Origin of the sequence: Blautia hominis, from assembly GCA_002270465.1 — a bacterium.
Lineage (GTDB): Bacteria > Bacillota > Clostridia > Lachnospirales > Lachnospiraceae > Blautia > Blautia hominis.
In genome coordinates this window covers 830,009-856,673 of sequence record NQOF01000003.1, presented here as the reverse complement: position 1 = coordinate 856,673, position 26,665 = coordinate 830,009, and the positions used below count along the sequence as shown (strand labels likewise).

The following is a 26,665-nucleotide window of genomic DNA, read 5'->3' as shown; positions in this document are numbered from 1 at the left end:
TCCTTATATTTTCTGCTTTTCCAGCATCAGATCAAGTATAATACGGTTTGCATCCTTCATACCCGAATTGCCTAGGATCCCCAGATTTTCCAATGTCTTTTCCACATTTATATGGACGATTCCATCATGGCTGTCCGCTCCGCTTCCGTTCAGTGCCATATTGGCCGCACGCACGGCAGACTGGACGGCGGTTGCTATTTTCAGGGCACAGCCCGGTTTTGCCCCGTCACAGACAACACCGGAAATATCGGCCACCATGCTGTTGACTGCCCAGGTCATCTGCGCATAACTGCCGCCCAGCATAGAAACAATGCCGCATGCCACGCCTATGGCAGAAGAGATGGAACAGCCGCAGAGGACGGAAAGCCGCCCCAGGTAATGTTTGGTATGTACCGTAAGTAAGATACTCAGGGCTAAGGCACGCAGGATCTTCTCCTCCTCCATCCCCAGTTTTTCTCCAATAGCTGCAATGGGAATGGTTGCCGTCAATCCCTGGTTGCCGCTTCCGGCTGCACTCATCACAGGTTTTTCGCATCCCGCCATCCTAGCGTCCGCCGCAGCTGCTGTCATGGCAGCCGCATAGTTGGCTGCATCCTGACCTACGAGTCTGTTCTCTGTTCCATCCATGAGATTTTTCCCCACCTGAAGACCATATCTGCGGTTGATCCCTTCCAGGGCGATCTCCCGGTTCATCCGGATGACCTCCCTTAAAAATTCCAGGTTTTCCAATTCAACGCCCTCTGAAAAATCAAAGATTTCCTCCAATGTGACCGTATAAGGCTCCTTTTCGGACTCCCCTTCTTTCTTCTTTTTCCGCTCCTTCTGATAGCATATCCTGCCGTTTTTTTCCACATAGATAATATTCTTATGTGTTTCCGCTGTGACTGCTTTGGCTGTCTCACTGCCTGCCCGCACCTGTACTTCTATGTAGATTTTTTCCTCTGTGGGAGCAAGCTCTATCCGTACCTTTCCCTGTTCTGTCAGAGCCTTTGCCATCCTCTTTTCCCCGGCACTGATATGGCTTAAGATCATCAGTTCCTTCTTAGGTCTGGCGGATAATGCCCCCAGAGCCACTGCAATATCCAGTCCCGTCATACCTATCCCCGGAATTCCCACATTCATGGCATTCTTTAAGATATACTGGCTTGTCTTTACCGTGATCTCCTCCGGTATCTGCCCCAGACATGCAGCCGCACAGGCCGCTGTCAGGGCAGCGGCTGCAGGCTCTGTACATCCAAGCGCCGGAGCTATCTCCCGGTGAAGCAGACTTTGATAAAATGCCCTTCTGCTATCCTCCATATTCTGTCCTCCGCTAATTTCCATCTGTTTTTTTACACCTGTATTTCTTTGGTGTCATCCCCATCTCCTGTTTAAATATCCGTATAAACTGAGACGTATCATTATACCCAACCATAGACGCGATATCCGTGATCGAGTAAGTATCTTTCTCCAAAAATTCCCTCGCTTTTTCCACGCGCAGCCGGCGGATATACGCGGAATAACTGATACCTGTTTTCTCTGTAAAGAGATGGCTTAAATACGCCGCGTTCATATAAAACACCTTTTCCGCCAGCATCCGGATGGATATATCCAGGTGGTAATTTTTCCGGGCATATTCCTTCATGCCCCGGATAATGTCTTCTCCTTTTAAAGTCTGTCCGTTAGAACCGCAGGTGCAGTATTCCTCTGCAATCTCTAAAAGCCTCTGTTTCATCTCCTCCATATGGGAGAAATCTATGAGCCGCAGCCTGGGAATGGGCCTGCCAGCCGCCTGATGGGTCAGCACGGCTGCCTGTGCAAGAAATATCTCCAGACTGTCCACATGAATCCTTCCTTTTTCCTCCATATGGCGGAATATCTCACACAACGCAGATTGTATCTTATCCCTGCTCTTTCTCTCCAGGGAAATCTGCAGATAGTTCTTCTGTTCCTCCGACATTTCATACTTCACTGCTTTTATCCCGGCGACCACACGGTATTCCAAAAGATGTTCATCACTGTAAATCTTATTCTCCACTGCAACAGTGGCCTGGGCAAGTGCCCTTTTCAGTTCCCCCGGTGTCTTACATTCCGCGCTTATACCCAGATAACAGTCATACTCCTCTTCCAGAAGTTTCTGTATGATACGTTTCTGCCGGAACCGGCTCTGTCCGTTAGCCTCCATAACAAGCATCCAGATATCCTTCTCAAGCTCTATCAGACGAAAAGCAGTCCATACTTCCTGCCCGTATATGTTGTGGAGCCAGAGCATGAATTCCTCCCGGTCAGGATATCTTCTCCCTGCAAACCAAAGGACCAGCACCTGATATTTCCAAAAGACTTTGCCAAACATCCGCTCTGCCAGCAGATCTTTTCCTGCTTCCTCCTCCTGCACACTCTGGGCAATGAATCTGGTTACCATATCTTTTCCCGAGAACATAGCCTGCTCTTTTTTTCTTGTATTCTGCTGCCTGAATTTCATTATAAATTCTTTCAGCTCCCCGTCCTCTATGGGCTTCAGCAGATATCCCTCCGCCCCAAATTTTATGGCAGATTTGGCATAGGCAAAGTCCGCATAGGCGCTGACCATGATAACTTTTGCTTCCGGATCTTCTTTCTTTATCTCTTTGAGCAACTCCAGGCCGTCCATCTTAGGCATACGGATATCCGTGAATACCAGATCCGGCTCTTCCTGTCTGAAGAGTTCCAGGCCCTGCTCCCCGTTCTGGGCTTCCAGAATGTGAAATTCCCGCCCGAGATCCAGCTCCAGAATCTGTTTTTTCATAGACTTTCTGGCGTAAATTTCGTCCTCAGCAATCAGTATTTTCATCATCTGCGCATACCTTCTTTCTGAAAAAAGTTTACCCCTTCACAGAACCGGCTGTCAAACCTTTTATAATATGTTTCTGCCCCATACAGTACACGATCAGCATGGGCAGCATGGACATCAGATAAGCGGTAAAGGCCATGGTATAATTAAAGGAATATTCCGTCTTGAAATTATACTGGAACAGCGGAAGTGTCCAGATTTCCTTGGAGCGGTTCAGTATCAGCAGCGGAAGCATAAAGTCATTCCAAATCCACAGAAGATCCATGATCAGCAGCGTGGCCAGCATAGGCTTCACCAGGGGAAGGACAATGCGGACGTAGGTCTGAAATACATTGCATCCGTCCATATAGGCAGATTCCTCAATCTCAAAAGGCAGCCCTCTGATGTAGTTTACAAACAAGAATACGCCCTGGGTCAGACTATATGCCGCATAGAGCAGGATCAGCCCCTGGCGGTTCAGCATGTTGAGATTTGTCATCAGTTTCGTAACCGGAAGCATGATGACCTGGGAGGGGATAAAGAGTCCCATAAGCAGATAATAATACACCCCTTTGTAATACTTCCTGTTAAAATTTCTGGCTATGGCGTAGGATACTGAGGGAACCAGGATAAGAATAAGCCCCACGGATACCGCCGAAATGATCAGAGAGTTTTTCGCAAATATCCAGTAATCATTGTTCCGGAACAGTTCCTTAAAATTGTGCAGGTTCAGTCCTGACGGGAGGGCAAAAAAGTCTTTTCCGGCCTCCTCCAGCGTTTTAAAGGAGTTAATAACAACCAGATACAAGGGAAACAGAATAAGAAAAAGCCCCATAAGAATCAGGAGATTTCTGAGAATGATCCATCCCATACCTTCTTTTTTCACTTTCATTCGTGGACTCCTCCTTTACTGGTAAGCTTTAACTGCGTCAGGGAAAAGACAGCCACTACTAAAAAGAGTACACATGCCTCTGCATTTGCCATGGAAAAACGCATATTTTTAAATGCATCATTATAGATCAGGATACCGATCACTTCCGTGGACCGCACCGGGCCTCCTCCCGTCAATGCAAAAGGAAAATCAAAAGACGTAAATCCCTGTTTGACCATCAGCACCAGATTTACAGTCAGCGTTGGCACCAGATACGGAAATGTCACGAACCGAAACCTCTGAAAAGGGGTGGCTCCGTCCATCTTGGCTGATTCATACTGTTCATCCGGAATCTGCTGCAGACCTGCCACAAAGATAACCGTGGGAAGCGCCACAGCCTGCCAGATATGTACAAACACTACAGCCGGAAGAGCGGTCTTTCCCGTCATAAGAAGACTCTGGGACAGCCATCCAATGCCCAGCCCCTGGCCCAACAAGGGGACCACTCTGTAAAAAAGCTGGTCCCAGATAAGGGCAATGGTGATTCCTCCGATCATTGCGGGAACAAAAAATACAGATTTGGTAAAGGTCTTAAATCTTTTCAGTGAATTCAGTGATAAAGACAGTACCAGGGATAGGGTTACAACCCCCGCCACCAAAAGAATACTGTAGCACACTGTTGTTTTTAAGGAACCCCAGAAATTGGGATTTTTGAACAGGGAAATATAGTTCTTAAGCCCTACCATACGAAATGTGGTGGACATCCCATCCCAGTCCGTAAAACTGTAGCGGATGCCATTTATCACGGAATATACATAAAAGAAGCTGTATAGGACCACCGGTATCAGCGTAAAGCCAAAATAAATCCATTTTCCGGAGCCTTTTTTCTTCCATTTTGTCTCCATTCTTTCAACCCCCTTATAAAATACTCAATTTTTTGTAAAGGAAACGGCAGCCCCATGCAGGCACTGCCGTTTCTCTGCATATTCCGTCCTATTCCGCAGATGTGATAGTAATGGATTCATCCATCTGCTTCAGGTAATCATCCACGTTTTTCTCACTCCAGAAGCCCTGAGTCACATTGTAAAGGTCTGTCACCACGTTGTTGTCAATGGTGGAGGCCATCCAGTCATGCACCTGTCCGTCAGAAATCAGCTCCAGCATCGGCTGTACCCCCTCATCTTTGTGAACCACACCGGTAATACAGGAAGGCGCGCCCTCCGCGTCACAGAAAAGCTGTGCATTTTCCGGCTGTGCCAAAAATTCCAGGAATCTGTAAGCACCGGCTTTTTCTTCCTCGGAGGCTTTGGCTGAAATGCAGACAGCCGCATCAATGCCGGATAATGTGTTTGTAGTCTCTCTTGTGTCATTTGGAAGAGGGAAGACTCCCAGCTTCAGATCAGGATTGGCGATCATAATGGTGCCGCGGGCATAGGAACCGGTAATACACATAGCGTACTGCCCGTTGGCAAAGTTCTCATAGCACTGCATGTCTGAAAGTGCCAGGGCATCCTCATTGCTGTAATCCAGAAGGGTAAGCATTTTCTCCGCAGCTTTTTTGAAACCCTCATCTCCTTCTATCTTCCCTTCCCCTGCTACTGCTTTCTCGATGGTCTCCACACCTTCCGGGTCAAAAGCCACCGTACAGCACTGGAATGTGTGCCCGACACGTCCGGGATCTTTTCCGTGTAGCCCAAGAGGAGTCACGCCCTTTTCCTTTAGGGCATTGCATACATTTACAAATTCTTCCCACGTTTTCGGCACTTCCAGGTTGTTTTCTTCAAAGATTTCCATGTTGTACCAGACACCCATATAGTTGCGGCTGAAAGGAAGCGCATAATATTTTCCGTCCTCCTGCTTTGTCATATCCATGGCTGACTGCTCCACATTTTCCAGAAAATCTTGTTCCGACAAATCCTGCACATACCCATTAGCCACCTTCTGATGGAACTGAAGCTGTGTGGGGAAGTCCGTAAAAATTACCGGTATATCACCGGATGCCACACGGGATGTAAGGACTGTGGGCGCGTCGGGAACGGTATTCATCTCAATCTTAATATCAGGATTCTGTTCATTGAATTTGTCTATGATGTTCTGGTATCCTACCTGGGCAGCTTCCTCTGATTTCTGCTGGAAAAACTCCAGTGTCAATACATCACCGCTGCTTTCCTCCTTGTTCTCTGCCTTGTCCTTTGCCTCTTCTTTTTTGCTTTCCCCCTGTGTATCACTGGCCTCTTTTGCGCCGCTGCTGCAGCCTGCCAAACTGGAAACCGCCATTGCTGTACACAATAAAACCGCTAATTTCTTTTTCATGAGCACTCTTCTCCTTTTTTATATGTATGCGCTGCCTTCACTGCCTCCCGGATATAGTCAAGGCGGATGCCTTCCCCTTGTATGGTGCAGTCTGCCCCGATCATGATCCCTTCGGTTCCGAAACTATCAAGCACTGCCTGTACCTCTTTTCGTATCTCCTCTTTTGGTCCGTGAAGAATATTCCCCTTGTTGTTCAGTCCGCCCAAAATAGCACAGGAAAAGTGCTCTCTGCCCTCTTCCAGGCGGTATTCATTGTCTTTTACAGACCAGTTTGCCAGGTCTGCCGGATAATCATAAAACCAGTCCACATGTGTTTGAAAAGCATATTCCGGTTCCCCGCAGATATGAAGAATATTATACTTATCTTTCCTTTGCTCCGCCACTTGTAAAATCTGTAGATCAAAGGGACGAACCAGCTGCTCCCACTCTTCTTTTGAAAATCTGCCTTCCTCACCAAACTGTGCCGAATAATAAATACCGTCCGCACCTGCATCCAGATATGCCTTTGCCCATGCTTCAAGCCCGTCCGCCAGATTTTTGATCCCCGCCATGACTGCTTCAGGGGCCTCTTTGCTGTACTTCATAAGCACATCATCCCCAAAGGCTATGGATGCCGCCTTGAATGGACCGAACATGGTCTGGAAAATCAGTACCTCTTCCCCAGCACGCTCTTTTATGCCCCTGATCACGGCTGTCATTTTTTCCATCTCCCGGCTGTCTGTCCCTTTTATGCCAATATGATACCAGTCCTCGGCGCAGTGTATTTCACCTGTGACCGGATACGCATAATCCTGCATGATCTTAATGACATCCATATCTGTTTCCCGGTAAAGTTTTAAGTGCTCCTCAATCATCTCCTCCACTGTAAAATCCGGCTTGTAATGGAACCAGAAACCGGCTGGTACAAAGTCTGCTTCTTTCCGCTCCATAACTGCTTTTACACGCTGTGCCTTGTTCATTTTTTCATTTCCCCCTGTTGTATTTGATGAACTCATTATACCTAAGGGGATGTCTGTAAAATAGGATTTTTCTTAGATAAAATATATAATTATTTTTAGTTTTTCTCATATTTTTTATCTATTTCTTCTCTTCTCCTTGTAATCATTTCACTTTCAGCCTATAATTTCAACATATCAAACCACAGGAGACAAGAAATGAAACTACAGGATTTTTCTTACAGAACCCAGATATTTTTTTCCTCACTTCTGCTTGTCATTCTGCCCACCATTATCCTGGGCATTGCCACAGCAAACAGGACCTCCAATGAGGTGCAGGAGGATTTCAGCCGCTCTATGGACACGATCACCACACAGGCCAATCTGACACTGGACACACTCCTTCAGGATGCTACCAAGGTTGCTGACCTGCATATACTGAATAAGGATATCCGAAAAATTATGATCACCAATTATGAGGATGATCTCCTTGGCTATTCCCAGGACAGTTACCTACTCTCCTCCCAATTAATACAGGCAAACCGTCTGAATTCCAATGTCACTACCTGTATGTTCAAAAACCGGTATGACTACACTTTTGAGTACAATATTCCAAGTGTGAAAGACCAGAACACAATTCTGGATCACATGGATGACTGGGCCGGAACGGCAAGAAATTCTGATTACTATACCTATTTTGCCCCGGTACAACAGTCCTCCTCAGTGAAAAAAAGTATTCTCCCCATGGTGAAAGTCCTGTACGACAGTTATACTTTTAAGGAGATTGGAATCTGTTATGTGGGCATTAATTTTTCTGCTGTGGAGAATATCGCCAACTCTGCCCAGACCCAGAATAATGTAATGCTCATTTACAATGCGGACGGCGGGCTTGCCTATTCTTCTGATAAGGATTTTATAGGGAAGGATGCCTCTCCTGACTTAAAAAAAGCCATACAGGACTTTAATCAGAAGATAACAAAAGAAAGCTCTGTACGGACAGAAAAGCTGAATATAGGCTCTGACTCTTATCTGATCAATGGTTGCTACAATAAAACCACGGGATGGCATATTGTACATTTTATGAATAATTCTCTGATCACCCAGGCTTACCGGAATAATTTATATCACTATGCAGGTATTTTTTTACTGGCGATCTTTCTGGGTCTGATACTGGCCGCTCTTCTTTCCAGGGGGCTGACCCGCTCCATACGGCAGCTCTGTGAAAAGATAGATTCCAGAGATACCTCCAATTACAGCGATATTACTGTGGAAGGCCGTATTTCCAATCAGGAACTGCAGAAGGTGGTACACAGTTTTAACCGGCTGAACAGCCGCCTGACCCAGAGTATACAGCAGAATTACCAAAGCCGTCTGAATGAACAGCAGATGCATATTCAGGTTCTTCAGGCACAGATCAACCATCATTTTCTGTACAATACCCTGAACGTGATAAAGTCCCTGGCTGATATCCATAATGTTCCGGAAATCAAGACCATTGCCATGTGCATGTCTGAACTGCTGCGCTATAATCTAAAAAAAGTTCCTATTGTATATCTGAAAGAGGAGCTTTTGCAGATTCAGCGCTATATGACCATACAGAACATCCGGTTCCCGGGGAAGTTTTCATTTGATTATGACGTTCCCGACGAATTTCTGGGATTGGAAATTCCTGCTTTCATTTTGCAGCCTTTTGTGGAGAATGCCATTGGCCATGGTTTTTCCGAAAAAGAAGAAAACTGCTACATCAGTATAAGTGCAAATCTGGAAGGAAATACCCTGCATTTTTTCATCGCGGACAATGGACAGGGCATGAAAAAAAAGGAACTGGAAGAACTGATAGATTCTCTTGATAAAGAGATCGATTTCCCTGCTGACACTTCCTCACATCATTCCATAGGTATCCGGAATGTACAGCAGAGGATTCAGAGCTATTACGGAAAAGAATACGGGCTCACCATTGAGAGCTTTCCCGGACAGGGAACTCTGATCGATATTGCGCTTCCTTATGGAAAAAAGCCTGTACTTCCCTGTACGGAACAAAAAAGTGCAAAACAATAGAAAGCCCCCTCTGCGAACTTTCTATTATCATAAATAAAACACCGAATGCACCAACGCTTCCCCAAGCGCTGATACATCCGGTTTCTATATGGATATACCTTCTCTTTTCCCCAAAATCTACTGCCGGTTTATTTCCGTTTCATTTTTAATACAAGATGTCTTGGCAGACCATTTACCATGATCGGCTGGTAGTCGCCCTGGATCAATGGTTTTACATAGTCCACAAAATCCTTTGTCACATATGTAGCATCTTTGTTCATCCAGCTTCTCGGAACCAGTTTTTCTTCATTTGCGATTCTATGCACATCATAGATTCCTGTGGCACTCATATACGGATCATCAGATACACGGTCGATAACCACCATCTTACCGGTATCCCCTTCATCTGCAGCCTTGACTGCAGCACCGCCAACCATAAAGGCCTCATCAATATCCACACGGGATGCCATATGGGAAGCGCTTCTCTGAAGTGTGGAAAGCTCTACAGCCCTTGTCTTGCATCCGCACTCTGCTGCCAGGAAATTAGCCAGATATGTAGCGGTTCCCTGAAGCTGCTTGTGACCGAACGCGTCCACATAATCGCCAACACTGCCCAGTTCACACACATACCGTCCGTCAGCCAACTTGATTCCCTCTGAGACAGCGATCACAATCGATGACTTTTTCTTCAGCAGTTCTTTTACTTTATGTAAGAACCGCTCAATATCAAAGGCCGCCTCCGGAAGATAAATCAGATCCGGGCCATCGCAGTCCTCCGTTTTGGCCAGGGCTGTGGCACCTGTCAGCCACCCGGCATTACGTCCCATGATCTCCATGATGGTGATCATATTTTTCTTATAAGTAAGACCCTGTGCGTCGCGGATGACCTCTTTCGTAGATGCACCGATGTATTTTGCTGCGCTTCCGAAACCAGGTGTATGGTCTGTCAGGGCCAAATCATTATCAATGGTCTTCGGCACACCTAAAAACTTCTGTGTCTGCCCTGTCAGGATGGCATAATCGGATAACTTTTTAATGGTATCCATGGAATCATTGCCGCCGATATAAATAAATGCATAAATTTCCAGCTTGTTCAGTATTGCAAATATTTTTTCATAGATTGCCTTATCTTCATGTATCTCCGGCATTTTAAACCGACAGGAACCTAAGAATGCGGATGGTGTTCTTTTCAACAGCTCTATATCCAATTCGGAATGAATCTGTGTGGAAAGGTCTACATACTGTTCGTCTAAAAGTCCCTGAATTCCGTGAAGCATGCCGTATACCTTGTCGAAGCCTCTCTCAATTGCGTTTTTATATACGCCTGCAAGACTGGAGTTGATAACGGATGTGGGTCCACCTGACTGTCCTACAATGATATTTCTTTTTTTTGCCATTTTGCCTCGTCCTCCTTGTATTTCATTACCACTGACGATTATTATAGCAAAAAAATCCGGAAGTGGCAAGGCCCTTCTGGATTTTTTGCATATTAATTTACATTATGTTCTTGTTTTTTTGTACTTTTTGCACAATTCTTTAAATTCCGTCATCATTCCCCTTTGCTTTTATCTGCTCAAAGAAATCTTTATAATACTGAATAGAAAATTCACCGGGGTTTCTCTCATTGGCCGTATGCTGGTCTGCCAGCTCCTGGGTATACTCATTCAGTTTATAAATGCCATAAGTACGGCTGTCATGATTGTAATGCATGAGCAGCGGAATGAATTCATGTTCCGGAATCTGTATGGCTCCTGTTTTTACATCTTTTTTGATCGTGATCTTAGCCATTGCCCCTAAAAGGCTGGGCAGATCATTCTGCGTTGAGGTAAAGTTACCAAGTGAATAATAAACCAGCATTTTATGGCCGTCCTCCCCGGTGAGAGTCTCCATGGTGCGGATGACATGGGGATGGGAACCAATGACAATATCCACATCCTCCTCCAAAAACAGATTTACCCACTGCCTTGTCTGGTCATCCACATCCTGCACATATTCATCCCCTACATGCATGACCACAATGACCACATCTGCCGCTTCCCTTGCTTTTTTTATATCCGCTCTGGCTTTTTCCTCGTTAAAGACATCTATCATATAGGATTTATCCTCCGCAAGGGGGATATCATTTAACCCGTAAGTATAATCAAGCATTGCCAGTTTTAATGCTTTGCACTGTATGACCGTCATGTTATCCGCATCTGCCTGGCTTTCATGGATCCCCAGTATACGGGTATCCGCATGGTTCTCTTTCCACCATTTCATGGTATATTCAATAGAATCTGTTCCTTTATCAAGAATATGATTTGTCGCATGGGCCACCACGTCAAATCCGGTATGCACCAGCGCGTCTCCGAATTCCGGCGGTGTTCCGAAGGAAGGATATCCTGATATATCCTCACGGTTCTCCACAAATACAGTCTCCTGGGTTACCAGCGCCAGGTCCGCTGCCTCCACATCCTCCTTCACCGGCTGATAAATGGCATCATAATTCCAGTCTCCTGACTCTGTCATTCCGGATTCCCGCATCCCTAGATGTGCAATGTTATCTCCCACAGCCAGAAAATCAATGATATTTTCTTCCTGCTCTTTTTCAAGGGCTGCCTCCTGCTGCTTTTTCTTTTCTGCCGCCGCTGCCGCTGCTTTTGTCTTTGAATATCGGACCGCGGAAACGACTCCCAGTATCACGCACAAAACTATGGCTGTTATGACTGCACCTGTGCGTATGAACTTTTTCTTCAGTTCTTCCTCGCGTTTTAGTCGGAGTTCCTCCCGTTTCCTGTCTTTCTCCCTCTCTTTTTTGCGTGCCTCTTCCACTTCATCCATGTTGTTCTCCCCTTATCTCCCCTTCAGATCTGCCGGAATCTGTCCGGCCTACAGGTGCAGATGCCCTTATATGATCCGGCAAAGTTCACGTGCTGCGTGCAGGGAAGCGGAAATTTACATCCGCCTCCGCCTTGATGATTTTTAATATAGACAACTGTTCCGTACCTTCACAACCACAAGCAAAAAACCAAATGAAACCGCCTTGGAATGGGATTTTTGCTTGCCTGCCAAATGTTTTTGCAGTCAGCGCGGTAAAGGTGCACCTGCTGAATAGTTATAAATATAGTTTCATTATACTGTGTTTGTCAAAAATTGTCTATATTCAGCAGCATATATCTCCAAATTTTTCCATTATTTTTAAGTTTATCTTTAATATATATCTTTTATAATATGGATTTCCTCCAGTAAAACAAGGCCGGTAATCTTATTTAGGCTGATGCTTTTGTTTTTCCTCCAAATAAGAGGTCATAGCTTTGTACAACACAATCAGCGCACACGAAAGGATTATGCCTCCTATAATATCCGTAAACCAATGAACCCCTGATATAAACCTCCCTGCAACTGTCACCCCGATCAGGAGACTTGAGATGCTGTCCAGGATCCATAGCCGAACCCTTTTCCCTGCAAACAGATGATGGAACACTATCATGGCTGTACCCATGATACAGATCACGATCATTGTGTGTGAGGAAGGGTAAGATGCTTCCAGACTCTTATCCATAATAATGGGTCTGTAATTAACAACGAAATATTCAAACAGAACATAAATTGCCACAACCAGGATATAGTAAACACCCAGAAGCAAAAGATAGGGATCAACTTTGAATAAACTCTTTCTTTTCACAAGCTGATACAACCCCAAGCCGGCAAATCCCATGGCAAATATGATGGCAATGACCCCCAGCCAGTCTGTGATATGGTACCACAAAAGATTCACACCAAACAGTTCAAATATCAGCCGGTTAAGTGAGGCAAAACCCACTGCGGACTCTTTCGGGCCAATAGGCTGCACATCCACTTTTGCGATCATAACGGTAAAAACTGTAAAAAATAAAAATAAAGATCCTGTCAAAATAAATTTTCTCTGTGTTTTTTTACTCATGTTTTATCCTCTTTTCTCTATCATTTTGCATTCTGCAGACTGCACCTATATTATTGTCAGACGCAGCTAAAAAGGGCAAGAAACCTACTGTCACAACGGCAAAAGACCCGTGATACTTATCGTATCACGGGCCTTTTTCCTTTATTACCGCTTATTTCATGCCATTTTTCTTGATCAGCAAAACCACTTTGACCATAAACAGCATAAACAGAAAGACGGTTACATATGGCTGTTGGGACATGGCAAAAAAAGTGATGGTCAGAGCGTGCAAAAGGATAGAACCGGTTTTGCACAGATTTATTTTCTTCTCATCTTTTAAATTCTGTATGAACAGTTCAACCGCGCCAAACACTGTCAGAGATATAAGTAATACATAGTAAATAGTTTTTATAGGAGCAGAGATCGTCGTATTGGAGAACAGTGTCACCATACGGATATAATCTTTGTCCTCTTGTCCGAAAAGAGGAAGAACGAAAAAGACGGCTGTGATCATATCCAATATTCCAAATATCAGCCCATATATGGTGTTAATATTTGACCTGTTTTCTTTTTCCGCCAAAGTCAGCAATTCCTTGCCGGAGAGCAGATCATCAATGGAAACAGAAAACAATTCAGAAACAGCTTTCAGGGATTCAATATTAGGATATCCTTTTCCGCTCTCCCACTTGGAAACAGCCGCTCTCGATACATAGAGCTTTTCCGCAAGCTGTTCCTGGGTCAAATGCTTCTGTTTCCGGAGATGCTGCAGCTTCTCATTAAATTCCATTATACATGCCTCATTTCTGTTTTTCTCCCCATATTATATATGGACAGGAGAAAAATAGCAAATAAAACAGGAGCATGACAAAACGTGTACCGGAGGCGGGGTAAACAGCAGCTCCGCATCTTCTCTTATCCCTTGATACCCGTGGAAGCGATTCCCTCCACATAATACTTCTGCAGTACAATAAACATAATGAGCATAGGGATCGCTGAAATAGTCAGTGATGCCATAATAGGTCCGTAGTTGATCGGTTTGGAACCGAAGAAAGTCTGTATGGCAAGCTGAATGGTCCTCTTCTCCTCCCCTGTCACCACAAGCAAAGGCCACATAAAGTCATTCCAGTGGGCCACAAAATCCAGGATCAGAACTGTAGCATACACCGTTCCTGAAATGGGCATCACGATCCTGAAAAATGTTTTTATTGGCCCGCATCCGTCAATGGCTGCCGCTTCCAGAAGGTCGTTTGGAACATCCAGGAAGAACTGGCGGAACATGTAAATGCTGAAGCATTTTGCCACAAAAGGAACAACAAGCGCTGCCCACTGATTGATCCATCCCAGGTCAGCCATCTCCCTGTACATAGGAAGCATAATGGCTTCCGGCGGAAATACCATAAGGCTGATCACTAATGTAAGAAGGATACTTTTTCCCTTAAATTCAAATTTTGCCAGTGCATAACCACAGATGGAGTTCACAAATAAATCCAGTACCACAATGACAAATACATAAAACAAGCTGTTGCAAATGAATTTCCACATATCAATCCTCTGGAACACCTCCAGATAATTACTAAGCGACGCACCTGTGGGAATAAATGTACTCAGGGAATTCAGGCCCTTAAAAATACCTGCTTCCGGTTTCAGGGATGAAGAGATCATCCAGATAAGAGGGGATACAAAAATCAATGCAACCAGCGTATTCCCTATATAAAATGCTGCATGTCCCAGACGTTTTCTCTGTTTCTGTGTCATAGTCCTCCACTCCTTCCTAATCCGCTTTAATCAGTTTCTTCATACCCAGGGACAAAATGACTACAATAACGAAGAAAACCGCAGCCACTGCACAGGCATAACCAAAGTTACGTTTCTGAAATCCCTGTTCATACACATAATACACCATAGTCCTGGTGGAATTCTGAGGACCACCTTTTGTCATAACATAAGGCTGTGTAAAAAGTTTCATTGCCTGGATGACCGTGATCATGATCACATATTTTATTACATTTTTTAACCCCGGCAAAGTGACATAGAGGAAGCTTTTTAAACTTCCTGCACCGTCAATAGATGCAGCTTCGTACTGCTCTTTCGGAATCCCCTGCAGTCCTGCCAGAAAAATCATCATCTGATAGCCTGCCCCCTGCCATGCCGACATGAAAATAATGGAATTCATAGAGGTCTTGGGATCATTTAAGAATCCACAAGGTTCCATTCCCAGCTTTACCAGCAGTGCATTTAAAAGTCCGCTGTCAGGATTAGAGTTGTAAAGTACCGTCCAGAGGATTGCCACTACAACCATGGAGGTAACCTGGGGGCTGAAATATGCAGCCCTGAAAATAGAGACTCCTTTTCTCTTGGATGAAATGAGCATTGCCAGTGCCAAGGCCAGAACCGTCTGAAACGGCACCACCAGCACGGTAAAGTGCAGTGTATTCGTCACCGCCTTCCAGAAATCGCCGTCCTGGAACAATTCCACAAAGTTGTTAAACCCGCAGAACTTAATATGGTCCGGCCTCATAATATTGTAATCGGTAAATGCATATCTGACAGTCTGCAGTGCCGGATATATCAGAAATGATGCCAGCAGAATCACTGCCGGAATGACAAACAGGTATGCTGCTTTCTTTTCACTGCGTTTGTTTATGGCTTTTTCCATCTTTCTCCTCCTCCCCGGAATCAGTCTTCCTGCGCGTAATACTTGTTATAATCCTTATCTGTATCTTCTGCTACCTTATCAAGTGCTTCCTTTGGATCCACCCCTGTAAAAATATTCACCATAGCTTCTGAAAATCCTGCAGAGAGCACGCTGTAGGATGGTGTCCTCGGTCTTGGATGTCCGGTCTCCATGAGCTGTTCTTTGAACAGGGAGCGTGGATACTCATTATATTCCGTAAGCACATCATAGCTGGACTGCCTTGTGGGCGGCTTAGAAATCGCCTTGGCATATGTAGTCACATTTTCCGCGGAAAACAGATAATTCATTACTTCCTTCACCGCGTCCTTGTCCTGCGTATCCCTGGTCACAGCTGCGGCCCAGTCTCCGGTGGGTGAAGTGGGAATTCCGCCGTTGTCTGCAACAGGAAAGTAGGTAACACCCCAGTTTAAGTCAGGGTAATCTTTTTCCAGTGTGGCAACCTCCCAGGAACCGCCCAGCATTGTGGCTGCCCTTTCATTGTGAAACTCTTTCTGGATAGGGTCCAGATTGGCATATCCGTTCTGGATCAGCCCGTTTAAAAATGTGGCGGCCTCCACACCGGCCTCACTGTTGATATAACCATCCGCTTTACTGCCGTCCTCACTGACCAGATCTGTGCCGGCTGAAATCCAGAACTGTTCCAGCACATAAGGAATGCCTTCCCCTTTATCCATAATGATGTTCGTTCCCATCACACCGTCTTTTGTAAGCTTCTCTGCCACCTCCGCAAACTCGGACCAGGTCCAGGCATCCTCCAGTTTATCCGGCGCCTTTATGCCTGCTTCATCCAGCATATCCTGATTATAAAAGAGGGCTACCGAACTTTCCGTTGCTCCGATCGCATAGATTTTCCCGTCATACGTCCCCTGGTTCTTGGTAGAATCCAAAAAATCATTCCAGTCTGCCTCTGTAAACATATCATCCAGAGGCTGAATAATGTCATTTGCCGCATATACGGAAACTGTAGGGCCGTCCACGTATAAAATATCCGGCAGGTCCTTGGAGGTGATCGCCGCGTTTACCTTATCCTCGTACGCATAAGAATCTGCCCGCACTATAGCTTCCCTTTTCAGATGGATCTCTCCCCTGTGGTCCTCATTAAATGCAGCGATCTTTTCCTCCCACCACTCTTCAATGGCCGGTTCATCGCTTGGACTCCAGATCGTGATGACAGATTCCCCGTCCTTATTCACCCGTTCTTTTGTACTTCCGCATCCGGATATCATGGATGACATTACTGCCGCTGCAAGAAGTATGGCAACTGCCCGTTTTCTCATTTCCCTCTCTCCCTTCTCATTGCTGTTACTGCCAAATAGACTGCATCTTTGAAACCTCGGCCTGTTTTACTGCCCAAGGCTTTGCCGCCTCCAGGACAAAACATCCGTCTTCCGCGGAGTTGTAGAACAGTTTGGTACCTGCTGCCTCCCCTCCGTTTAAATAGATTTCCACAACTCTTCTGTCTACAAAAATCTCCATCTGTGTTACGGTATCCACATCTGCGGGAAATACGGCACACTCACTTTTCACACCGAATGTGCGGATTCCTGTAAATCCCTTCTCCTTTATAAAACGTATCTCTTTCTCTCCGTCCCTGCCCAGCAGAAGGTTAAAATCCGTATCTTCCGAAAAGGTGATCCCCGCGTAAAAACTGTTTCCCGGTATGTGCTGCAGGTTAATATTTTCTTTCTCACCGGTATAGAGATTGTGGCCTTTCAATGTATAGATTTCCTCCACCGGGGACATATAAAGCTTATTCTTCTTCACATGCAGCACTCTTGGTATCGTTGTGCTTCCGTAGGCACCGTTCTCCACTTCCACATGTTCCCCATAGAAATCGGAGATCCATCCAATGGCGATCCTTTTTCCCTCGTGTTCAAAGCTCTGCATGGCATAACAGTTACTTCCAAAATCATACCATCCCGTACTTTTCACAGAAAATTCCTCGTTTTTGAATTCCCCTATGTAATAACGGGACATCTGATACCTTCCGCTGGCATCCCTGTGGCACATAAGAGCGCCCCAGGCAGCAAAACTGCCATCCAAAGGGAAAAAGTCCGGACATTCAAAACAGCGGACGCCCTCCTCTTCCTCTGTGAGCAGGGGTTTCACATAACTCCAATGTTCCATATCCCGGGACTTATACAACAGAATGGCTGCCTGCCCGTTCATGGTACTGGCAAGGACCATGTACCACATATCGCCAATTTTTACAACCTTAGGGTCCCTGAAATCAAACGATGCCCCCTTTGGCCGCTCCTCAATCACCAGCTTCTCCGGTTCAAATTCCAGCATATCATGGCTTCTTGTCATCCATTGCTGCTGCACGGTCTCCTCACCGTCCTCCATAGGCCCCAGATGCCTGGTCAGATAAAAGACCGTCTCGTTTTCCAGCGCTATGGCACTCCCGGAAAATGCTCCGCCTTTCAGCATATCCGCCTGTTCCAACACCTCTTTCTGAGGCTCCAGGACAATGGGGAGATGGGTCCAGTGTACCAGATCCGGGCTTACCGCATGTCCCCAGTACATATTATTCCACTCCTGCCCATGGGGGTTATACTGATAATACATATGATAATATCCCTGATACCAGCAAAGGCCATTTGGATCATTCATCCAGTTCTTCCAGGGTGCAAAGTGATATTGTTCCCGGTACGGGGTGTCATAGTATTCTGCCGCTTCCCGGCTGCTCAGACATTGTCCTCCATCCACAGGATCTATGTAGCGGATACCTTCTTCCAGGATCTTTTCGCAGCCGCTTAAATACGCCAGCGATATTTCCGCCTCCCGGCTGATGATCTCATAACAACTCTGCCTTTTTACCGGAAGTTTCAGCCACCGGTAATATTTCTGACCCGCATCATATCTGCACTCCCTGCCCTCTGTGTCTCTCAGTATCACATATCCATTTTTCCCCTCCGCTGTCCTGAGCAGAATTTCCAGACATGTATACTCGCCTGTTTGTATCATATTCTCGCCTCCTGTATCGCTCATTGTAAAACCGGTTCTATAATTATTTCCCTTTAGTTATAGCATTTAGTTTGCTATTTTAAGTAAATGCGGAACATTTTCATGGAACCCGTTCCATATAAATGAGTATAGGATGCTTTGACGAGTTTGTCAAGACCTTTTCCGTATGAATTCATAAGGCATGAAAGAAGGCCTGTGTTTTTCTTGTGCATTTTGCACAAACACAGGCCATTACTCATTTTTTATATGAATTTTATCCAAATATGATTACCTATTTTTATAAGTTATCCGCAACACTAATTTACTTCTCCCTCAAAGAGTTGTTCCTCCAAGCTGCATTTCCACATCTAAAATCTGTCTGTGAGGCACACCTTTCCTCTCCTCCACCAAATCCAGAAGGGTATTTACGCAGAGTTCTGCCAATAATTGTACATTCTGCCGAACCGCCGTCAGCCTGGGGTATACCATACGGGTCACATCCATACCGTCAAATCCTATGATCTTTACTTCCTCCGGAACCCGGATGCCCTTCTGCAGCACTGCATTCATACAGGCAATCGCAGCCATATCCCCCCCAAATACTCCGTCAATGTCCGGGTGCCGGCTAAGGAACTTCTCCATTCCTTCATAGTGGGCATTCCAGTCAAATACGTTCCAGTCCATAACCATATCCAGTGTCTCTACCCCCTGTTCCTGCATGACCTGTTTAAAGACACTGTGGCGTTCCTGGGCGGCAACGCCGGGCGCAACGCCGGATACCTGCAGCACCTTCCTGCAGCCGTTCTTCACCAGCAGTTCTGCTGCCATACGTCCTCCCATAGCGTGATCGCTTCCTATAAGAGGAATGCCGGGACCGAATTCCCTGTCTATGGAAACAATAGGTTTCTTCCGTTTCAGATACTCCTCCCCGTCCAGTGAGTGAGCCCCTGTAATGATACCGTCCACCATATTTCTGTCCAGCATATCCAGATAATCCTTTTCCCTGTCACTGATGCCTATCGTATTACAGATCATGGTTTTATAGCCCTGGCGGTAAAGCTCCATCTCAATATGCTTTGCCAGACAGGAGAAAAAGGGATGGTCCAGGTCCGGCACCATAACCCCCACTATGCCGGTCCTGTTTCTGTAGAGATTTCTGGCAAGCTCATTAGGCGTATATCCCAGCTTCCGGACTGCCTTTTCAATCTTTTTTTTCGTGTCCGGTGACACGTAACCGGTTCCATTCAAAGCCCGCGAAACAGTACCCACGCCCACACCGGCTTGTTTCGCCACATCTCTGATACTGGCCATTCAAACTGCACCTCTTTTCATGTAATATAACAGAAGCTGCTGCACCGCCCATGTTTGGCCGGATACAGCAGCATAATATCATTTCTTACGACAATGATCAGAAAGCCATTTTTTCCTCAAAATAAGCTTTCAAATCCTGGATCTTTACTCTCTCCTGCTCCATTGTGTCACGGTCACGCACCGTAACTGCTCCGTCTGTCTCAGATTCAAAGTCATATGTCACGCAGAATGGAGTACCGATCTCGTCCTGACGACGGTAACGTTTTCCGATATTTCCCCTGTCGTCATATTCACAGTTGTAAAGTTTGGACAGCTCCTGGTAAATCTTTTCTGCGCCTTCATTCAGTTTTTTGGACAGCGGCAGAATACCGATCTTTACAGGTGCCAGCGCAGGATGGAAATGCAGTACCGTACGCACATCATTTCTCTCTGCATCCAGAACTTCCTCATCATATGCACTGCACAAAAATGCCAGCACCATACGGTCAGCTCCCAGGGAAGGCTCAATAACATAAGGAATATATTTTTCATTGGTCTCATCATCAAAATATGTCATATCCTGGCCGGATACATTCTGATGCTGCGTCAGGTCATAGTCGGTTCTGTCCGCGATCCCCCACAGTTCGCCCCATCCGAATGGGAACAGGAATTCCACATCTGTGGTTGCCTTGCTGTAGAAACTCAGCTCCTCTTTGTCATGGTCACGGTAACGAACTTCCTCGTCCTTCAGACCCAGGCTGTGCAGCCAGTCAAGACAGAACTGTTTCCAGTAAGCAAACCATTCCAGGTCCGTGTCAGGCTTACAGAAAAATTCCAGCTCCATCTGCTCGAATTCGCGGGTACGGAACGTAAAGTTACCGGGAGTGATCTCATTACGGAAGGATTTTCCCACCTGTCCGATACCAAAGGGAAGCTTCTTCCTGGATGTCCTCTGTACATTTTTAAAGTTTACAAAAATACCCTGTGCAGTCTCAGGTCTTAAATAAACCGTATTTTTTGCATCCTCAGTCACACCCTGAAATGTCTTAAACATCAGGTTAAACTGGCGGATATCTGTAAAATTGTGTTTGCCGCAGGTGGGACAGGGAATCTGATGTTCTTCAATGAATTCCATCATTTTCTCCTGGCTCCAGGCATCCACACTGCCCTCAATGGCAATCCCTTTTTCTGCACAGAAATCCTCAATGATCTTATCAGCGCGGAAACGCTCGTGGCACTCTTTGCAATCCATCAACGGATCAGAAAAACCACCCAGATGGCCGGATGCCACCCATGTCTGCGGGTTCATCAAAATGGCACAGTCCACACCTACATTGTATGGGCTTTCCATGATGAATTTTTTCCACCATGCCCTTTTCACATTATTTTTCAGCTCCACGCCAAGGTTGCCGTAATCCCAGGTATTGGCAAGTCCTCCGTAAATCTCAGAACCCGGATATACAAATCCTCTGGATTTGGCAAGTGCTACGATTTTTTCCATGGTCTTTTCCATCGTGTTATCTCCTCGACTTTCATCTATTTCTTTATTCCCGCCGGCAACGAGCCAAGTGGCATACATATATGCATATTTGGCGGCTGCCGCGTGGTAACAGTTCAGACAGGTCTGCGCATTTACTGCGCTGACCGTATGAAAAAGTAGTGCCCGCTTTATCCAGCCCATCGCGAAGCGATTTTTAATGGCTGGATGCGTAACGGTTCAGCTTGTCTGAACTGTTACGCCGCGTGAATCAGCAACCCCGTTGCTTCAGTGGGGCTGTTGACATTTCAAGGCTGCCGGTACATGATCACTGACTGCCTGTCACAGCCTTATAAACTGTTTTTCATGCTGCGCACCGCAGATTTGCCCGCAAACGATTCCACTTAACTTATAGAATTGTCAAAGACACGGCTGCGAATAGTAACATTATAACCGCTATATGTCTTCTTTTCAACCTCTATCTGCCTGAAAATCTACAAATCTATAGGTTAACGTTACTGTAACTTCGTGTCCAGTAACACGCTTCGCGATGCACAGATATGGAGCATTCTGCCCCATATCGCGCTGACTGCCTCGGGATTTTCATGCTTTCGGCATGAAAACGCCTCCCGGTACAGTGGCCTGTGTACAGTAACAGGTTAACCTCTCCCTATTCCCCCTCCATCATCTCCAGGACCTGAAGGCTCTTCATCTTTTTGTCTATGTACTTCCCTGTATATTCCCTCATAACTTTCTGCATGATCGCCAGCACCTCCGGTCTGACCGTGAAAGTATAGAGCCTGGAAATCTCTGATGCCGCGATATACTGAAGCGCATACAGGGAGGAGGCATCCAAACGGATACTCTTATACCTTTCCTTCCCGTCCGCACAGCCATCACAAAAAACACCGGATCTTTCTGCCGAAAACCAGTAAATCTCCTCCTGCTTCCCACATTTCATGCATTCAAACAGATTGGGATATTCCCCATTGATCACCATTGCCTTTAGCTCAAAGATACAGCGAATCAGCCTGTTGTCAATCTTTTCACTGACCAGTGCTTTCATGGTAACATAGAGCAGATTCAGCATTTCCTTCTCATCTGTGAACTCCCTGGAATAATAATCGGCAAATTCCAGAAAATAAAAACCATAATAAACTCCCGGCTGTCTGGAAGCCAGTTCCGTGAAATAATTGAGCACAGAGGCGGATTTCATCTGATAGCTGGTTCTTCCCTCATAGACAGAAAAGGTTCCAAATACAAAAGGATTGGCCACGGCAAGAAGGGAGCTGTTCTGCCGTCTCGCTCCCTTTGCAAATACCGTTATCTTTCCGCGCTCTCTTGTGAGGAGCACCAGCCTTTTATCAAAATCCCCCACCGGCATGGAGGATAACACCATGCCGGTCACCTGTACTGTATCTGTCATATCTCTTTTTTATCGTATCCGAAATTCTTGATCAGATAGTCACTGTCTCTCCAGTCTTTTTTAACCTTTACCCAGAGTTTCAGATTTACCTTCTGCTCCAGCATCCGTTCAATCTCAAACCGGGCCGCACTTCCGATTTTCTTCAGCATGACTCCCTGCTTGCCAATAATGATCCCCTTGTGGGATTCACGTTCACAAATGATCGTGGCCTCGATATCTACAAGATTTCCTCCGGGACGTTCCTTCATAGTATCAATCGTTACGGCAATGCCGTGGGGAATCTCCTCCTCCAGGGTCCGCAGCGCCTTCTCCCGTATCATTTCAGCCACAATCTGGCGCTGGGGCTGGTCTGTCACGGTATCCTCATCGTAAAACTGAGGCCCATAAGGCAGATATTTAAAAATGCTGGTGATCACGGTCTCCAGGTTCTGCCCTCTGAGCGCAGATGCGGGGATGATCTCCGCAAAGTCCATAATCTTTCGGTAGGCGTCAATAAAACTCAGAACTTCTTCCTTCTTCACTGTATCTACCTTGTTGATGACCAAGATCACCGGCAGATTGCCGTTTTTCAGCTGTTCTGCAATGTGGCGCTCTCCTGCACCGATAAATGTGGTTGGCTCTACCAGCCAGAGGATCACATCCGCATCCTTAAAAGTTCTCTCCGCCACATTTACCATATATTCACCCAGTTTGTTTTTTGCCTTGTGGATACCAGGTGTGTCTAAAAAGACAATCTGTCCCTCCTCACAGGTGTAAACCGTCTGAATTTTATTTCTGGTTGTCTGAGGCTTCCTGGATGTGATGGCGATTTTCTGTCCGATCAGATGATTCATTAATGTGGATTTTCCCACGTTTGGCCGACCGATAATCGCCGCAAATCCTGATTTGTAGTCTGTTTTCATATATTCTCCTTTGTTACAGCAGGTGCTTCACTTCCAAAAACAGTTCTTTTTCCTGCTCGATTTTCTCTTCACTACCGATGACACAGATTCGGTTCTGGTCTAAAACACACGCTACCACATCTCCCAAGGCACGGATATCTTGAGGCTGGGCATTCAAAATCTGCATGCGCTCTTTTTTCAGCTCTTCCTCTGTGATACCGCTGAAATACGCCTCCAGGGACAATATTCCTTTCGCTGATGGTGTCATAGGTGTATCCAGCTCGCTGATCGTACCGATGATATATTTTGTCATCTCTCTCTCGTCAGCTTCAAAGCCGCGGATAAAGTCCGGGGTATTACGGAACACTTCCAGCGTTTTGGATAGATTCGGATCCCGGTAAGAAACCAGATACCCGTCACCACTTCTCCTGAAATTGCTCATACAGCCATATGCCCCGCCTTTTACACGCACGTTCATCCAGAGATACTCATAGCTTAGGATCACTTTCAGAATCCGCAGACATCCTGTATATTCAAATCCGCCTTCCCGGAAATTACCGGCTGCCGCCACGTACTGCACCTGGCCTGATGTTTTGAATCCCTCATTTTTTACCCGGTAATCAGGCTCATCATGAGCCGACTCCACATGTTCTGTATAAAGCACATCCTTCAGGCCGCGCACCTGTGTCTCCAGGGTTTTATATCCTTCGCTGTCCGCCGTATAACTCACCGTCAGATTCTCAGGACGGAAGATCATCTTCATAAGAAGTTTGAGCTTCTCTATCACCGTTCCCTTCTCCTCCTGGAAATGGCTTTCAATCCTGTCAAGGAACTGATAAAACTCAATCCCTGCTATTTTTTCCTGAAAATATGCATTGCCGGAGAAATATGACGTAGCCCGCATAACCGCTGTGCTGTGTCCCGAGCTGGCCATACTCATCTGTAACCGGGATTTCATCTTGGCTATGATCTCATAGAGACGTTTGGTGTCATCCATCTTCGAGGTGCAGATGATCTCCTTGATCATGGAAAATACAAAGGGCAGCCCGCTGTACAGTGTCTTTGCCTTGATCCCCAGCATCTGTGTCGTGTTCTGGTTATTTTTCGCATCCCCAAATACCTGGAGCCCAAATAAAATCCCGCCGCTGTTGGCGTTAATTTCATTAAACAGGTCTGCATAGCTGTAGTTCTCCGTGTCCACATAACCCAGGACAGACTTTAAGATCCCCATATAGGGAATCAGTTCTTCCGGAACTTTTTTCACATCAAAGAGCAGCGTCAGATAGCCAATCCCATTGGTGTACAGATCATGGTGCAGCACCAGTGTTTCATCCACGTATTCCGGTGTATTGTGTATCTGAACCGTCTCCGTTCCGATATCGGAACGTTTCAGCATGGGAATACTCTGCAGTGCCTCCTCTGTCTCCGGTTCATCCTGGTATTCTTTCAGATGCTTTGTGTCTGCTGCGATCTTCTCTATCGCTTCCGCTGGCAGAGATGCCTTATAGGCGGCAAGTTTATCTTCCAATTCTTTCTCTCTCTGGGCTGCAAGTCCGCGTTTAGGATTGACCACCACAATAGATGCATGTGGGTTGTCCAGAAGATATTGTTCGATCAGTTTTTCAAAATACCCCTCTTTCGCCTTCTGTTTCAGACTTTCAAAAATATCCAGTTTCTTCAGATGGTCAAAGGGTTTGCTGTCATCATACAGCCAGCTGTCAAACACATCAATGCCGTACATAAGCCCTTTGGGGAAGGAAGAAAAGTCAGCTTCCCTGAATCGGAATTCCAGAAAATTGATTCCTGCGGCTATGGCTTTTTTGTCAATTCCTTCTTTTGCAATTTTTCTGAGCGTCTCCTGAATCAAATTCACAAAGGTATCCTTGTTCTCTGGCTTTGCATTTTTTGCCACAATAGAGAAAAATGGCTGGAAAATGCCGTCATCATAGGATCCAAGGATATCTTTCCCCATTCCGGCATCCAAAAGTGCCTGCTTAAGCGGTGCCCCCGGAGCTGACAGCAGGGTATAATCCAGGATTTCAAAAGCAGTACACTGCTCCACATCCAGGCTGTCACCCACTACAACGTTATAGGAAAGGTAAGAATTTTCCTCCAAAGGCTCATTTTCGGATATCGGGTAATCCATGATGATTTCTTTCACCTGTTCAAAGGGCTTCTGTCTGGTGATTGCAGAGTTTACAGGAATCTCATCGTACTTCGACAGGTATTCCCTATCCATCCAGTTCATCCGCTCCTCCATATCCATATTCCCATACAGATAGATATAACTGTTGACCGGATGGTAATAGCGGCTGTGAAAAGACAGAAACTCCGAATATTTCAGGTCAGGGATCACGGAAGGGTCGCCGCCTGACTCCACACCGTAAGGTGTGTCGGGAAACAGGGAATTGAAAATCTCCCGGTCAAGCACTTCTTCCGGTGAGGAGAAGGCGCCTTTCATTTCATTATAAACAACACCGTTTAGTTTCAGCGGACCGTCCACATCCTCAAGCTCATAATGCCAGCCCTCCTGGCGGAAGATCTCTTCCCGCTCATAAATATTAGGGAAAAATACCGCATCCAGATATACATGCATCAGGTTTTTAAAATCCGTATCATTGCAGCTGGCTACCGGATACATCGTCTTATCCGGATAGGTCATTGCGTTCAAAAATGTGTTCAGAGAACCTTTCACCAATTCTACAAAGGGATCTTTTAAGGGGAATTTCTGAGAACCGCACAGAACGCTGTGTTCCAGAATATGAGCCACACCGGTACTGTCTGCCGGCGGCGTGCGGAATGCTATATTGAACACCTTGTTTTCATCATCATTTTCCAGCACCATAACTCTGGCACCGCTTTTTTTATGTCTCCACAGAGAACCTTTGGAGTGAATATCCGGAATGTCCTGACAGGAAACCAGTTCATATGCCGGCACATTTTCTTTCTTCATGTTCAGCCTCCTTGATTATTATATTTACTGACCGTTTTGGGCCAGTGTACGCTCTATTGTTTATCTTACCACATTTGTTGGAATTATAAAACGGAAAAAGAACAAATATTCTTCCAATTATATCAAGGCACCAAAAAGAAGCTGCTGTCTAT

The 26,665-nt window shown here is 45.8% G+C and carries 20 protein-coding genes; 1 reads left to right on the top strand and 19 read right to left on the bottom strand.

The window, feature by feature from the left end:
* Positions 1-3 precede the first annotated feature (3 nt).
* The 6 genes from CI595_RS14255 to CI595_RS14230 form a co-directional block, all read right to left on the bottom strand.
* Positions 4-1,299 (bottom strand): L-cysteine desulfidase family protein, encoded by a 1,296-nt coding sequence (locus CI595_RS14255; protein ID WP_162291882.1) that lies wholly within the window; start codon positions 1,297-1,299, stop codon positions 4-6.
* Positions 1,300-1,312: 13 nt separating this feature from the next.
* Positions 1,313-2,812, bottom strand: coding sequence for a response regulator (locus CI595_RS14250; RefSeq protein ID WP_095174248.1), 1,500 nt, complete (start codon positions 2,810-2,812; stop codon positions 1,313-1,315).
* 28 nt (positions 2,813-2,840) lie between these two features.
* Positions 2,841-3,680, bottom strand: coding sequence for a carbohydrate ABC transporter permease (locus tag CI595_RS14245; protein ID WP_095174246.1), 840 nt, complete (start codon positions 3,678-3,680; stop codon positions 2,841-2,843).
* On the bottom strand, positions 3,677-4,564 hold the full coding sequence (locus tag CI595_RS14240) for a carbohydrate ABC transporter permease (protein WP_095174244.1): 888 nt from the start codon (positions 4,562-4,564) through the stop codon (positions 3,677-3,679). The genes CI595_RS14245 and CI595_RS14240 overlap by 4 nt, the downstream gene beginning before the upstream one ends.
* An 88-nt stretch (positions 4,565-4,652) precedes the next feature.
* Complete coding sequence (locus tag CI595_RS14235; RefSeq protein WP_243135167.1) at positions 4,653-5,972, bottom strand: ABC transporter substrate-binding protein; 1,320 nt, start codon at positions 5,970-5,972, stop codon at positions 4,653-4,655.
* Positions 5,969-6,931: a uroporphyrinogen decarboxylase family protein gene (locus CI595_RS14230; protein ID WP_095174240.1), complete on the bottom strand. Its 963-nt coding sequence runs from the start codon at positions 6,929-6,931 to the stop codon at positions 5,969-5,971. The genes CI595_RS14235 and CI595_RS14230 overlap by 4 nt, the downstream gene beginning before the upstream one ends.
* A gap of 195 nt (positions 6,932-7,126) precedes the next feature.
* Here CI595_RS14230 and CI595_RS14225 point away from each other — a divergent pair, with 195 nt between their 5' ends.
* Entirely contained in the window at positions 7,127-8,965 is a 1,839-nt protein-coding gene (locus CI595_RS14225; RefSeq protein ID WP_095174238.1) for a sensor histidine kinase, read from the top strand.
* Positions 8,966-9,093: 128 nt separating this feature from the next.
* On the opposite strand, the gene CI595_RS14220 is transcribed toward CI595_RS14225, so the two are convergent.
* The 13 genes from CI595_RS14220 to CI595_RS14155 all read right to left on the bottom strand — a co-directional run bounded on the left by CI595_RS14220 (position 9,094) and on the right by CI595_RS14155 (position 26,513).
* Positions 9,094-10,341, bottom strand: coding sequence for a 6-phosphofructokinase (locus CI595_RS14220; protein WP_095174236.1), 1,248 nt, complete (start codon positions 10,339-10,341; stop codon positions 9,094-9,096).
* Between the two features lie 139 nt (positions 10,342-10,480).
* Positions 10,481-11,764, bottom strand: a complete 1,284-nt coding sequence (locus tag CI595_RS14215; protein ID WP_095174233.1) for a CapA family protein — start codon at positions 11,762-11,764, stop codon at positions 10,481-10,483.
* 424 nt (positions 11,765-12,188) lie between these two features.
* Positions 12,189-12,866 carry a phosphatase PAP2 family protein gene (locus CI595_RS14205; protein WP_095174228.1) on the bottom strand — a complete coding sequence of 226 codons (678 nt, stop codon included), beginning with the start codon at positions 12,864-12,866 and terminating at the stop codon, positions 12,189-12,191.
* A 151-nt stretch (positions 12,867-13,017) separates the two neighbouring features.
* Entirely contained in the window at positions 13,018-13,632 is a 615-nt protein-coding gene (locus CI595_RS14200) for a helix-turn-helix domain-containing protein (RefSeq protein WP_095174226.1), read from the bottom strand.
* Between the two features lie 125 nt (positions 13,633-13,757).
* Entirely contained in the window at positions 13,758-14,600 is an 843-nt protein-coding gene (locus CI595_RS14195; protein ID WP_065541078.1) for a carbohydrate ABC transporter permease, read from the bottom strand.
* Between the two features lie 16 nt (positions 14,601-14,616).
* On the bottom strand, positions 14,617-15,501 hold the full coding sequence (locus CI595_RS14190; protein ID WP_095174224.1) for a carbohydrate ABC transporter permease: 885 nt from the start codon (positions 15,499-15,501) through the stop codon (positions 14,617-14,619).
* Positions 15,502-15,521: 20 nt separating this feature from the next.
* Positions 15,522-16,817 (bottom strand): ABC transporter substrate-binding protein, encoded by a 1,296-nt coding sequence (locus CI595_RS14185; protein ID WP_095174222.1) that lies wholly within the window; start codon positions 16,815-16,817, stop codon positions 15,522-15,524.
* 25 nt (positions 16,818-16,842) lie between these two features.
* Positions 16,843-18,507 carry a glycoside hydrolase family 32 protein gene (locus CI595_RS14180; RefSeq protein ID WP_095174220.1) on the bottom strand — a complete coding sequence of 555 codons (1,665 nt, stop codon included), beginning with the start codon at positions 18,505-18,507 and terminating at the stop codon, positions 16,843-16,845.
* Positions 18,508-18,819: 312 nt separating this feature from the next.
* Positions 18,820-19,797, bottom strand: a complete 978-nt coding sequence (locus CI595_RS14175; RefSeq protein WP_095174218.1) for a LacI family DNA-binding transcriptional regulator — start codon at positions 19,795-19,797, stop codon at positions 18,820-18,822.
* A gap of 97 nt (positions 19,798-19,894) precedes the next feature.
* A complete protein-coding gene (locus CI595_RS14170) occupies positions 19,895-21,289 on the bottom strand; it encodes a glycine--tRNA ligase (protein WP_095174216.1) in 1,395 nt (464 codons plus the stop codon).
* Between the two features lie 634 nt (positions 21,290-21,923).
* Positions 21,924-22,679, bottom strand: coding sequence for a DNA repair protein RecO (gene recO / locus CI595_RS14165; RefSeq protein WP_095174214.1), 756 nt, complete (start codon positions 22,677-22,679; stop codon positions 21,924-21,926).
* Entirely contained in the window at positions 22,676-23,581 is a 906-nt protein-coding gene (era, locus tag CI595_RS14160; protein ID WP_095174211.1) for a GTPase Era, read from the bottom strand. The genes recO and era overlap by 4 nt, the downstream gene beginning before the upstream one ends.
* Before the next feature lie 13 nt (positions 23,582-23,594).
* Positions 23,595-26,513: an insulinase family protein gene (locus CI595_RS14155; protein ID WP_095174209.1), complete on the bottom strand. Its 2,919-nt coding sequence runs from the start codon at positions 26,511-26,513 to the stop codon at positions 23,595-23,597.
* Between the last annotated feature and the right edge of the window lie 152 nt (positions 26,514-26,665).